The following is a 12,518-nucleotide window of genomic DNA, read 5'->3' as shown; positions in this document are numbered from 1 at the left end:
CGTTTAGTATAGCATAATGCTGAATATTCATACAATTACGGTAAAATCACAACATCATAACAAGTTCATGTTCCCATCTTCACTTGAACGAAAACAAAAAAGATTGGAGACCAAAACGGTCCAATCTTTTCACTCGGCATCGAGACGCGCAAGTTCGGTTTGAAGTTCGGTCGATTGCTCCCAAATCTCAGGACGATGTTCTTTCAAAAACGCGGCTAGCACGCTGCGTGACGGTGCGTCCATCATATCGATGAGAATACGGCCTTTGAGCGATTTGTCCATCTGGTTGACGTGGTACGGCAACAGCTTGTATCCGCGCCGTGCCTCGAGGTCGACCGACATGTCACAGGCCGCGACACCGCCATAATAGAACCCTTCCGGCTTTCGACCGACCGTGACCCAGACAATCCAGTACGGTTTGCCGTTCGGCACCGCTTCCGGGTCCGTCAAAAACTTGATGCGTTTCTCAATCGCCGATTTGGCATGCATGGCCCCCATATCGATGACCGCAGTCCCCGCCTCGACATCGATGATGACGGGAGACATATTGTTCAAACTGAGCGAACCGACCCCAAAACCGCCGTGGCCATCGGTCGAATCGTCAGCGACGATATTAAAATTAATCTCTTTCATAGACTTCCCTCCCTCTCTACTGTACACAATGACGAGGGAATGTGGCAATCCGGAACGTCAGCACCACTCAATCCGAAACGTCGTACCCGGTCCGATGGCACGGATGAGCGGACGGTCTGCCTCGATGACCCGGCCGAGAACGTTGACTCGTGCATCAGGCGGAAGATCCCGTTTCGTCACTTGCATCTCGCCGGCATAGCGCCCGTAATCCGCATTATCGACCGTGATCGTCCCAAGCGGACGCGGTCTCGCATCCATCGGTTCAAGCAAGCGGTCCCCAGGTCGGCCGTAAGCCCGAGACTCGACCGAACGGACGACGTCACGCGCCGGGTCCATCCGGTTCGTCTGGACGCGATAGAAAGCAGCCTCAATCGTCGTCTCCGCTTCGGCCCGGAGGACGAGCATCCCGTCGGCGTTTGAAGCGAACTGTTCAATCGTCTCGTCAGCAAGTCCCGGATCACCGATTAAAATGCGATCGACTGAATCCATGAGGTCCATGTAGCAGGCGAACGTCGATAACGTTCGATGGTCTTCGAGCGTCGGCAACCGTTCCAACAGCGGTCCGCGGAGTGTCCCATCTCCCGGGATGAACGCTTGAACGCTCAATCCTTGGCGTTTCAACCAATCGTTCTTGTCATCGAACCAGTTTCGATCAAGCCCCGTCTCCGGGCGCGGATAGAAGTTGTGCCATGCCTCGACGTTGTCCGTCACGAGACCGTGCCGCCTCATCTCCGCGAACTCACTTTCTGTGAGCGTGCTCGCGTTCAAGGCGACCGTCATCCGCGTCGACAAGTCGGCGACTTGTTTCGGGGTCACGCCGTAATCGACGCGCAGTCCGGTCACACCCCACTCGACGAGCGTGTGGGCATCATCCCACGTTTTGCCGAGCGCGGCAAGCGACGTTGGCGCGATATCGGCGAACAGCTCCATGTCGAGTTCACGTGCGAGCATGCCGAGCTGTCGCAATCGTTCCGTATATACGGATGGATCGTCCTCTGGAATATGTAGGGATGTGAACATCGACGTAAAGCCAATCTCACGCATGCGTCCGACCCATGCCTTGAAGTTTGACGTGAGCGGTTCGCTCAAATATACCGATAATCCTTTCATCAGAAAACCTCCTCTTAAATGAAAAGGCGACTCCAAAGAGCCGCCTCGGTTGTTAAATTCCGTCCGCCATCTCTTCTTTGAATCCGAAGAAATATGTGAAGACGAAGCCTGCCGTGTACGAAATGACAAGACCTGCGATGTACGTCAAGTACATGCCGTTGTCGATGAGCGGTGTGAGCGAGAGACCCGAGACCCCAATCCCGAGTGCTGCCGTCTTCATCGTCGCTTGGAATGCGCCGCCGACCGCTGCGCCCATACAAGCCGTCAAGAACGGACGACCGAGCGGAAGCGTGACCCCGTAGAGGAGCGGCTCACCGATGCCAAGGAATCCGACCGGGATCGCCCCTTTGATGATGTTACGGAGGCGTTGGTTGCGCGTCTTCACAAAGATGGCAAGTGCTGCCCCGACTTGTCCGGCCCCGGCCATCGCCAAGATCGGCAAGAGTGCCGTGTTACCGACCGTGTTCAACAGCTCCAAGTGAATCGGTGTGAGTCCGTGGTGCAATCCGACCATGACGAGCGGCAAGAAGAATCCAGCAAGAACAGCCCCTGCGACCGGTCCACCGACTTCGAGCACGGCGTTAAGACCTTGCATGATACCATCCGATAAGACGCCTGCGAACGGCATGATCGCATAGAGCGCCGTGAAACCGACGACGAGTACCGTGAGAAGCGGTGTGAAGATGATATCAACTGCTGTCGGCATGAAGCGACGGACATGTTTCTCGATGTACGTCATGAGCCAAGCGGCAAAGATGACCCCGAACAGTCCACCCCGCCCGACGACGAGCGGTTCCCCATAAATGGTGATGTCCGCGAGCACCGGGTTGAAGAGGATCCCCCCGGCGATGGCACCGAGTACCGGCGTCCCGCCGAACTCTTTTGCCGTGTTCCAACCGACGAGAATGGCGAGGTAAGCGAATACCGTGCTACCGAGCAATAAGAGGATTTGCATCCACGTTTCCGTCGGGTCGACCCCGGCGTTCTTCGCGAAGTTGGCTCCTCCGTTAATGATACCTGAAGCGACAAGTCCTGGAATGAGCGGAATGAAAATATTCCCTAAGCGACGTAAGAAGCGCTTGAACGGCGACTTCTGTTTGTCTTTCACTTTTTGACGTTCGATGGCGGCCCGTTCGTCCGGCGTCAAGTTCGCGTCGACCGATTCTTCTCCGATGGCGAGCCCCGTCTCGCGGCTGAGGTGATCCGCCACACGGTTGACCGTCCCCGGGCCAACGACGATTTGCAACGTCTCATCATCGATGACACCCATGACACCATCGATTTGTTTCAAGGCGGCAAGATCCGCTTTCGTCGGATCTTTGAGCGCCAAACGCACACGTGTCATACAGTGCGCGAGTTGACGAATGTTGTCTTTCCCCCCGACATGCTCGAGTATCGCATGCGCAAGAACCTCTTCTTTCTTCATCTCGAATCCCCCTTATAATGCGTCACGGACGAATCCGTTCGCACGCTCTAATCGCTCGACTGCCTCCGCATGCGGGACATCGGCTAAAATCATGACGATCGCCGTCTTGACGTGCCCACCGGATGAATCAAAATAACGCGCGGCCGTCTGTTCGTCGACCCCTGTCGCTTCCGCAATCATCCGTTTGGCCCGCACTTCCAACTTCTCGTTCGTCGGCTGCACGTCGACCATCAGGTTTTGATACACTTTCCCTACCCCAATCATCGACGCCGTCGAAATCATGTTGAGGACGAGTTTTTGCGCCGTCCCTGCTTTCAAACGGGTCGAACCGGTCAACACTTCCGGTCCCGTCTCGACCTCGATTTTATACTCGGCGTGGTCGCTGATTTTTGATCCTTTGTTACATGATAACGCAGCTGTCGTCGCCCCGACTTCACGGGCGTAATCGAGCCCGCCGATGACGTACGGTGTCCGGCCGCTCGCGGCGATTCCGACGACCGTGTCCTTCTCGCCCAAGTGAAGCGCTTTCAAATCATTGACTGCCAAATCCTTGCTGTCTTCTGCTCCCTCGACGGCTTTAATGAGCGCACGCTCGCCTCCGGCGATGAGTCCGACGACCATGTCCGGTGATACGCCGAACGTCGGCACACATTCTGCCGCATCCAAGATACCGAGCCGTCCGCTCGTCCCTGCGCCGATATAAATCAAACGCCCGCCTTGTTTGAAGGATGCGATGGCACGCTTCGTCACTTCGGCAATGACCGATAGCTCTTCTTTAATGACGTGGGGGACCGATTGATCTTCCTCGTTCATCACCGCGAGGAACTCCTCGACCGCCATCTCGTCCAAGTGCATCGTTCGTTCATTCCGTCTTTCAGTAGCCAGTTTGTCTAACATCGCCACCATCCTTTCTTCTCTCTGATTTCATTGTACTAACTTGAAATTAAAAGTCAAACTTATTTAAAAAAATAAGGAAGTAAAATTTCATAAAAGGAATGAGGATGCCGCCCAGTCCATAGAAAAAGCCCAGCCCATAGCGGACCGAGCCCTTCATTCGACCAGTTTCTTCATCACGTGGACTTGGTCGCCCCGTGCCGTGACGGAATCTTTTTCGTACACATAACCTTGTCGTTCCCAAAAGTGATGTGCCCGTTCATTGTGCGGCAAGACACCGAGCCGAAACACCGTCTGGAAAGGGCGCATATATTCCTGTTCAAGTTGCTCATACAGCCGTTGCGCGACGCCGGTACCATGAAATCGTTCGTCGACGACGAACAGGCCGAGCCAGAGCGATCCGTCGACTGGATGTTCTTTCAACAAATCAGCGACCGCGATGACGTCCCCTTCTTCAAACACGAGGCTGACGGTCCCTTCGGCTTCAAAGTCGGTCAAATTCTCGTCTCGAAACGCTTCAGGTGTCTGTCCGTTCAAGCTCGCGAACGCCGACTGCCGCAACAAGAACGTCGCGACCTTGTCGCGCCACGTCGCATCATAAACGTGAATCATCGGCGCAACTTCACCATCTCGTCACGCGCCTCGGCGTAACGGTCAATCAAACTTTCGCCTTTCCGGTGCAACAGACCCATATAGAGCGTATCGATGATCGTCAACTGGGTCATCCGTGAAGCGATGCTCGCAATCCGGAAATCACGTTCGACGCTCGGCGTGCAAAGACGGACGTCCGCCTCCCGATAGAGCGGAGATTTATCGAGGTCCGTGATGGCGACGACCGGCACCCCTTTCTTCTTGGCGAAGCGGACGAGTTCGAGCACGTCTTTCGTCCGACCAGACGTGCTGATGGCGACGAAGACGTCGTTCGGTCCGAGATGCGGGATGAGCGACAACATGTAATGAAAGTCTTGCGACGTCTGGGCCGCATAGCCGAGTTTCGTGAATTTGTACTGGGCGTCGTACGCCGCCGTCGACGAGCCGCCGACCCCATAAAACACGACCCGGTTCGCTCGGGCGAACGTATCGATTGCATGCTCGAGCTCGCGTTTGTCCATCGCCTCGGCACATGCCTCGATGGCCATCTTGTTCACATGGATGACTTTTTGAAACGAATCGTACGGTGTGTCTTTCTGCTGTAACACGTTGAAGTCGGTGAGCGTCGTCTCGGTGATGGCCAAGTCTTTGACGAGGGCGAGCTTGAACGCCTTGAAGCTGTCGATGCCGACGACGCGGGCGAACCGGACGATACTCGCCTCTGACACATCCGTCTTTTGAGCAAGTTCTTTCGTCGTCATGTTCGGAACGAGCGTCGAGTGGGTCAAAATATAGTCTGCGATTTTCTTCTCGACAGACGTCATCTCACTTTTAGCGAGTTCGATTTTTTTGAGTAAGGATTCCATCGGGTCATCCCCTTCCTACTTCTAGTTTCTGTTTCCATGATAGCGGATTCTTTCTGCACAAGCCAATTTGGATATGAAAAAGGTCAAGCCGAAGCTTGACCTGATCGTTATAAGTTTTTGGCATTGAACGTATCGCCGCCTTGAATCGTCCCGTTTTGGAACCCTTTGTCGAACCAGCGTTTCCGCTGTTCGGACGTCCCATGGGTGAACGAGTCTGGCGTCACATAGCCGCGTGCCTGTTTTTGAAGCGTGTCATCCCCGATTTGGTGCGCCGCATTCATCGCTTCTTCGACGTCGCCAGCCTCGAGGTAGCCCATGCCTTGGGCGTGGTGGGCCCAGACGCCCGCATAATAATCGGCCTGAAGCTCGAAGCGGACCAAATATTTATTGAACTGCGTCTCACTCATCTCGTTACGGAGCGGCATGATCTCATCGGTCGTGCCGAGCAACGTCTGGACGTGGTGGCCGACTTCGTGGGCGACGACATACGCCATCGCGAAGTCACCCGGTGCGTTGAAACGTTGACTGAGTTCATCATAGAAACTTAAATCGATGTATAGCTTTTGGTCACCGGGACAGTAGAACGGTCCGACAGCCGATCCCGCGATACCGCAGGCAGATTCGACCTGGTCTTTATACAAGACGAGCGTCGGTTCCCGATACGTCAATCCGTTCTCCGCGAATATATCGGTCCATACTTCCTCGGTATCCCTTAGCACGACCGACACGAAGTCTGCCATCTCTTCTTCCCGTGCCGAACCTTGATACGTCTCGGACGACTGTGGTTCGCCGATCCCGATGTTGTTGACAATGTCTGCCGGATTGCCCCCGTTCAGCAATGTGAAGACGATGACCAAGATGAGACCGAAGCCTCCGCCAATCCCGGCAATCCCTTTCCCTCCGACACTTTGTCCCCGTCGATCTTCGACATTACGACTTGCTTGTCTACCCTTCCATTTCATCCGCCTGTTCCTCCTACGTCTAGTCTGTCTTGTTCCTTACCCCGTTTTCACATATTTCGCACCTGCATTTTTTCTTTGTACCGTCCGCTCAATCGATTTTCTGCTTTCCACCCGCCCCACCTTTCACTAGAATGAAAGGGAACGAACTAAAAGGAGGAAATGTTATGCCATACGTAACTGTCAAAATGCTCCCAGGCCGCACGGTCGAACAAAAACGTGCCTTGATTGAAAAAGTGACGGACGCCGTCTCGGAGACGACGAACGCACCGAAAGAAAACATCACCGTCTTCATCGAAGAAATGGACGCGACGCACTACGGTCAAGCCGGCGTTATGCACGCGGACAAGAAGTAATGAGGTAAAAAGAATGCCATGTCCCTGTTGTGGACATGGCATTCTTTTTACCTCAAAACGGCATTTTATTAGAAATAGTTTTCATAATCAAATCTTCTACGATTGTTTCGACTTTAGTGATTTCTAAAAAGCCGCTCTCATCAATCCGTGGAACCGCATTAGTCTCAAGGAATCTCCAATCATATTGAATCGTTTCTAAATCATTCGCATTGGCAATTTCTTTAGACGTTGCTCTCATTAAAATACGGAATTTATATGGCCAGAGCCCAGTTTTGTGTTTTTGCATCACAAAGTGCTCATTTTGTTGAACATTACTCCAAAAATTCAATCCGCCCATTGTTGAAACAGGTTTTCTAAATGGCATAAAAAATCCTCCCATAATGTCTAATGTACAATCATTATACAAATATAGATGTTAACGATGTTTGGATTTTTATTTTTTTGGTATATATTTTCAATTACATAATAAATGTTGGATGTAATTTTACAAATGTGGTCAGTCTTCCAGATTCACTTCAAACCGCTCGCTCGGGACGGTCGGTTTAATGAGATGACGCGTCGCACGCCAAATGTGATAGCCGATTCGGTCGAGCCAGAGGAGAGCTTGCACCTTTTGAATCGTTTGGTCCATCTCGAGTTGATTGGCCGCCGTCTCCTCGAGCAGTTCGGCCCGGTGCGCTTTTCGATATTCGGCGAGCTGTTTCGAGGCCGTCTTCCACTGCCGAGACTCTTCCGGGGGCGTGTGATGGTTGAGCGTCTCCAACATGTCGAGTTCATGCAAGACGAGCTGGCGCGCGACTAGGAAGTCTGTATCCCGAAGGGCGTCGACCGGGTCGACTTCACGCATGACGAACAGCCACCGCTCCAAGTGATCAATCGTATGAAGCAGCGACAAGTGTTGCCCATAGTCATTGCGGCCCCGCCCTTCTTCCAATTGAATCGTGCTCAAAAAGACACGCACGTCCCCGAGCGTCTTCTCCACGAGTTGGAGCTCGTCGTCGCGCTTTCGTCCTTCCGCTAGTAACAGTTTCGTCTCTTTGGCGAGATAGCGCTCGATTTCAATCAACGAGCGTCGGGCCGCTTCGAGCGCGACCGTCGGGATGCGGGCCATGTTCGGGTTCAAGAACCGGGTCAGCTTCTCCGCCCGGCTCGGGACCCACTTCAGCAACCGACGGCTGAACGCCTCGTGGAACGGCAAAAACGTGAACACACCAAGCAGATGGAACGACGTGTGGAACAAGGCGAGCCGCAACAGTTCGTTCCAATTGAGACGGTCGGCCACACCGTTGACGACGCCGAACAAGAGCGGGAACGTCAGCCAGCCAATGAGTAAAATCGAGCCGTGGACGAGCACGTGCGCCAAGACGATGCGGCGGGCCGACTTCCAGCCTCCGATCGACCCGAGCGCGACGACGAGACTTGTACCGGCACTTTGCCCTAAGACGAGCAGACACGCTTGGGCAAGGGTGACCGTATCAGTCGCGAGCGCCGTCATCGTCAAGACGAGACCGATGCTTGAAGACTGCAATAAAACAGTCATCAACAGGCCCGTACCGAGAAGCGCAAGTTGGTGGAGCGGTGTGTCCGCTTCCCAACTGGCGAACGAGAACGTGACAACTTCCCGCATCGCCTCTTGGAGCGTTCCGATGCCGACAAAAATGAGGCCAAGTCCGACCATGAGCATGCCGATGCGTTTGACGCGCCGCCCAATCAAGCGCAGCGCCATGCCGACCCCGATGAGCGGGAGCAACAGCTCGCGGATATCGACGTTATAACCTAAGAGCGCCACGATCCATCCGGTCGTCGCGCTACCCGCGTTCGCTCCGATGACGAGTGTGAGCGCTTGGGTGAACGTCAGCAGGCCGGCACTGACAAAACTGATTGTCATGAGCGTCGTCACGGTCGAGGACTGAAACAACGTCGTCATCGTCGCTCCGAGAAAGGCACCCGAAACAGGTCCTTCAGCCAAGCGATTCAATCGTTGCCGGAGGCGTTCCCCGGCCATGCTTTTCAACGTATCCGTCAACAGCATCATCCCGAGTAGGAAGATGCCGACTCCCCCGACCAATGTGCCGATTCCCATGGTGTCACTTCCTTTTCAACGATTCAATCGCCTCGTAACGTTGACAACATCCATGTTTTTTCTGATGCGTGATCTTTCAAGTTGAGCAGTACGTCCTCCGGATAATAGATTTTCTCGTCGGACTGTCGTGAGTTTAAAATCGATTGGACGAGCATCGACACTTCCGAAATTTCCCGGCGGTCGCCATCATTCATCTTGAGATAGATGCCTTCGTATGTCCCGTGCCCTTTATACAAATCGTATGGCAATTGGCTGAGCTGATCCTCGAGCAAGTAGTAGCGGGTCGGTAAACCGATTGCCTCCATCGTTGAACGCAAGCGGTCCATATAGCGGACGCGGTTCGCTTCCGGGAAGTTCTTATATTTCAACAAACGACGGTTGACGAAGCGGCTCGCAAGGTCGGCCAAAATCGGGTCCGCCTCATCCATCCATTCCTGGAAATAGAAATAGACGATCGTCTCATCGAGCTTCAAATAATGCTCGAGCGTCATGTCTTCATGGTTAAAAATCGGCAAGAAATGCTTTGGAGTCATCTCGAAAGAATAACCCGATTCGTATAGTTCTTGCGCCCGTTCGAGCACGGCTTTGAGCAATAAATCGCTCGATCGCGTCGCCGGATGCAAGTAGACTTGCCAATACATTTGATAGCGGCGCATGATATAGTCCTCAATCGTATGCATCCCCGACTGTTTGACGACGACTTGGTCCTCGTCAGGACGCAACACCCGAAGCATGCGCTCAAGATCGAACTTCCCATAACTGACACCGGCGAAATGGGCGTCGCGAAGCAGATAGTCCATCCGGTCGACATCGAGCTGCGAGCTCAGTATATTGACGAGCAAGCGGTTCGGGTGCGTCTTATTGATGATGGCCGCTACTTCTTCCGGGAAACCAACGCCCATCTCCGACAGCACTTTGTTCACTTCCGTGTCGCCGAGGATGATTCGTTCGGTCCATACCTCGTGACGAACGGCGAAGACGTGCTCGAACGCGTGTGAGAACGGACCGTGGCCGACATCGTGCAGCAGTGCCGCTGCGAGCAACAGCTCCCGGTCGCGGTCGTCCCACTCTGGATACTCGTGAAATTGGTCAATCAGCTGCCGGGCGATCTCATAGACGCCAAGCGAATGATGGAACCGGGTATGTTCGGCGCCATGGAACGTCAGAAATGATGTCCCGAGCTGTTTGATGCGCCGTAAGCGTTGAAACTCTTTCGTGTTGATCAATTCCCAGACGAGATGATCATAGACATATATATAGCGGTGAACCGGATCTTTGAACACTTTCGACCCGGATAATTGACCTCGTGACGTGTACATGACGTTGCCCCCTACATTTCATTAATGATTGGATTCGACTTCTAGCGCGTGGTTCCTCCCATGCTATAATGGGGAGGAAATTATTTATTGAAAAGGAATTATGTATATGACCCATCCATTATTACAACAACCGACCTACCGTGTCATCGATCAGTCCTCGCTCGGTCCTGCGTTTCAAGCCGAGCAATCGTTCGCGACGGACGACACGCTCTGTGCGTCGACCGCAACGTCTGGTGCCGTCCTCAGGGCCTGGGTTCATCTAAACACGGTCGTGCTCGGCATTCAAGACGCCCGCCTGCCTCACTTGTCAGACGGCATCCGTTTTCTACATGAACATGGATTCCGTCCCGTCGTGCGAAATTCAGGAGGGCTTGCCGTCGTCTTGGATGAAGACGTATTGAACTTATCCCTGATTTTACCTGAAAAAGACGGGATTCAAATCGATAGCGGCTACGAGGCGATGACGTCGCTCATCCAACTCATGTTTCAAGACGTGACGACAGACATTGTCGCTGGCGAAATCGTTGGGTCTTACTGCCCCGGCAGTTTCGACTTATCCATCGGCGGCAAGAAGTTCGCGGGCATCTCACAGCGCCGTGTCCGTGGCGGTGTCGCCGTCCAAATTTATTTGAGCGTTCGCAAGAGCGGGAGCGAACGCGCCGCCCTCATCCGTGATTTTTATGAGCGCGCCATCCAAGGCGAAGCGACAAAGTTCACCTACCCGGCCATCGTCCCTGAGACGATGGCGTCACTCGAGGACTTGCTCGGTATCCCGCTCACCGTCGATGACGTGTTGCGCCGCGCCTACACCGTCCTTAGTGACGTGAGCCGGCTCATACCTGGCACTCTCGATGCAGACGAGCAGGCGACGCTCGTGACCCAGCTCGACCGGATGTGGAAGCGCAATGAACCGATCCGTGAGATTGAACAACAATTGATAGAGGAGTGACCGCATGTTTAAAATCATAACCGATACCGGCGCCGATTTGACCCAAGACCAGATCGTCGAGTACGGTCTCGAAATGCTACCGCTCGGTGTCGTCATCGACAACGACGAATTTTTAGACGGTGAGACGATTCAACCAAAAGACGTGTACGACGCGATGCGTGCCGGGAAGACGCCGAAGACGTTCCAAATCGAGGCGGCCCGCCTCGAACAATGTTTCCGTCAACATCTCGAATCGGAAATCCCGTTCCTGTACCTCGCCTTCTCCGGTGAGCTTTCAGGCACCTATCAGACGGCCGTCATGGTCGGCAACCTACTTAAAGAAGAATACCCGAACAGCACGTTCCATATTCTTGATACGCGTGCCGCGTCCGTCGGCCAAGGACTGTTCGTCAAGGCGGTCGCCGAGTATGGTCAAGACCATACGTATGAAGAGACGGTCGCCTACGCTACGTCGCTCGTCGGCAAAATCCGGCATTTGTTCACGGTCGAATCGCTTGAATATTTGATGCGCGGCGGTCGTGTCTCAAAAGCGAGCGCGTTCATCGGGGATTTGTTGACGATTCTACCGCTTTTGACAGTCGAAGACGGCAAGCTCGTCCCAATCGAGAAGGTGCGCGGTCACAAGAAAGTGTTACGCCGCATCGTCGAATGGATGACCGAGTCGAAACCGCTCGTCGAGGGTGGGCACGTCTTCATCGGCCACGGCGATGATCCAGTCAAAGCCGACCAATTCGAGGCGTTGTTACGGGAACATGTGAACCCGGCGAGCGTCACGAAGACGATTGTCGGTTCGGCCATCGGGGCGCACACAGGCCCAGGCCTGCTCGTCGTCGGCTATTTTGAGGCGTGAAGAAACGACGCGTTTGGCTCACAATCGGATTACTCCTGATTATTGGAGCATATGCATTGTTTCAAATCGATGAAGCCAATAAACGAAGGTTTCTTCAGAATTATTTGCAGGAACATCATGCACTTTCTGATTCGTCTTATTCATCGCATGCCAGTATTACTCAATTCGGTACCATGTTCCATGTCACGTTAGTTGATGAACCGGACATCATGTACGACTTTTTTGTCAAACGACGCGATGGTGTCATGCATGTCGTTTACAGAATTTGCGAACGAGAAAGCCCACTGCTTCAGTGGTGGGATGAACGTGAGCTTGATTTCGGAGTTCCGCTAGTCGGAATTTCAGAGATCAACACGTGTGATCTTATCCCGAGAAAATGTATCGCTTAAATAGACAAAGTGATACGATAAACGTATGAACAACTATCGAAGAACCAACACCACCGTGTCGATGCTCCATTATCATTTCGTGTTCTGCCCGAG

14 protein-coding genes are annotated in these 12,518 nt (G+C 53.5%); 4 read left to right on the top strand and 10 right to left on the bottom strand.

Annotated elements, in window-relative coordinates; translation table 11 throughout:
- Positions 1-129: 129 nt before the first annotated feature.
- The 7 genes from KNP79_RS06520 to ypfJ form a co-directional block, all read right to left on the bottom strand.
- Entirely contained in the window at positions 130-633 is a 504-nt protein-coding gene (locus KNP79_RS06520; protein WP_214753637.1) for a YwhD family protein, read from the bottom strand.
- Positions 634-690: 57 nt separating this feature from the next.
- On the bottom strand, positions 691-1,743 hold the full coding sequence (locus tag KNP79_RS06515) for a DUF871 domain-containing protein (protein ID WP_214753635.1): 1,053 nt from the start codon (positions 1,741-1,743) through the stop codon (positions 691-693).
- 52 nt (positions 1,744-1,795) lie between these two features.
- Positions 1,796-3,169, bottom strand: a complete 1,374-nt coding sequence (locus KNP79_RS06510) for a PTS transporter subunit EIIC (RefSeq protein WP_215191647.1) — start codon at positions 3,167-3,169, stop codon at positions 1,796-1,798.
- A 12-nt stretch (positions 3,170-3,181) separates the two neighbouring features.
- Positions 3,182-4,075, bottom strand: coding sequence for an N-acetylmuramic acid 6-phosphate etherase (gene murQ, locus KNP79_RS06505; RefSeq protein ID WP_214796647.1), 894 nt, complete (start codon positions 4,073-4,075; stop codon positions 3,182-3,184).
- 144 nt (positions 4,076-4,219) lie between these two features.
- The gene (locus KNP79_RS06500; protein WP_215191646.1) at positions 4,220-4,675 is read right to left on the bottom strand and encodes a GNAT family N-acetyltransferase; all 456 of its coding nucleotides are present in this window, start codon (positions 4,673-4,675) and stop codon (positions 4,220-4,222) included.
- A complete protein-coding gene (locus tag KNP79_RS06495; protein WP_034779356.1) occupies positions 4,672-5,520 on the bottom strand; it encodes a MurR/RpiR family transcriptional regulator in 849 nt (282 codons plus the stop codon). Before KNP79_RS06495 ends, KNP79_RS06500 begins: the two co-directional genes overlap by 4 nt.
- Before the next feature lie 107 nt (positions 5,521-5,627).
- Complete coding sequence (gene ypfJ, locus KNP79_RS06490) at positions 5,628-6,482, bottom strand: KPN_02809 family neutral zinc metallopeptidase (RefSeq protein WP_215191644.1); 855 nt, start codon at positions 6,480-6,482, stop codon at positions 5,628-5,630.
- 164 nt (positions 6,483-6,646) lie between these two features.
- Between ypfJ and KNP79_RS06485 the strand changes: the two genes are divergently transcribed.
- Positions 6,647-6,835: a 2-hydroxymuconate tautomerase gene (locus KNP79_RS06485; protein WP_012727443.1), complete on the top strand. Its 189-nt coding sequence runs from the start codon at positions 6,647-6,649 to the stop codon at positions 6,833-6,835.
- Positions 6,836-6,887: 52 nt separating this feature from the next.
- Here KNP79_RS06485 and KNP79_RS06480 read toward each other — a convergent pair whose 3' ends face one another.
- The 3 genes from KNP79_RS06480 to KNP79_RS06470 all read right to left on the bottom strand — a co-directional run bounded on the left by KNP79_RS06480 (position 6,888) and on the right by KNP79_RS06470 (position 10,237).
- Positions 6,888-7,199, bottom strand: coding sequence for a hypothetical protein (locus tag KNP79_RS06480; protein WP_138858729.1), 312 nt, complete (start codon positions 7,197-7,199; stop codon positions 6,888-6,890).
- Positions 7,200-7,331: 132 nt separating this feature from the next.
- On the bottom strand, positions 7,332-8,918 hold the full coding sequence (locus KNP79_RS06475; RefSeq protein WP_034779364.1) for a Na/Pi cotransporter family protein: 1,587 nt from the start codon (positions 8,916-8,918) through the stop codon (positions 7,332-7,334).
- 23 nt (positions 8,919-8,941) lie between these two features.
- Positions 8,942-10,237, bottom strand: a complete 1,296-nt coding sequence (locus KNP79_RS06470; protein WP_215191642.1) for an HD domain-containing protein — start codon at positions 10,235-10,237, stop codon at positions 8,942-8,944.
- A 100-nt stretch (positions 10,238-10,337) separates the two neighbouring features.
- On the opposite strand from KNP79_RS06470, the gene KNP79_RS06465 reads away from it, so the two are divergent.
- The 3 genes from KNP79_RS06465 to KNP79_RS06455 are packed head-to-tail and all read left to right on the top strand — an operon-like array spanning position 10,338 to position 12,425.
- A complete protein-coding gene (locus KNP79_RS06465; protein ID WP_034779370.1) occupies positions 10,338-11,186 on the top strand; it encodes a lipoate--protein ligase family protein in 849 nt (282 codons plus the stop codon).
- Positions 11,187-11,190: 4 nt separating this feature from the next.
- Positions 11,191-12,036, top strand: a complete 846-nt coding sequence (locus KNP79_RS06460) for a DegV family protein (RefSeq protein ID WP_215191640.1) — start codon at positions 11,191-11,193, stop codon at positions 12,034-12,036.
- A 56-nt stretch (positions 12,037-12,092) separates the two neighbouring features.
- Positions 12,093-12,425 carry a hypothetical protein gene (locus tag KNP79_RS06455; protein WP_215191639.1) on the top strand — a complete coding sequence of 111 codons (333 nt, stop codon included), beginning with the start codon at positions 12,093-12,095 and terminating at the stop codon, positions 12,423-12,425.
- The last annotated feature ends 93 nt before the right edge of the window (positions 12,426-12,518 follow it).

The sequence above is a fragment of the Exiguobacterium sp. s7 genome, from assembly GCF_018618195.1.
GTDB classification, from domain to species: domain Bacteria; phylum Bacillota; class Bacilli; order Exiguobacteriales; family Exiguobacteriaceae; genus Exiguobacterium; species Exiguobacterium mexicanum_A.
Note: the sequence above shows the minus strand (reverse complement) of the source record. Positions and strands in the feature narration are given on the sequence as shown.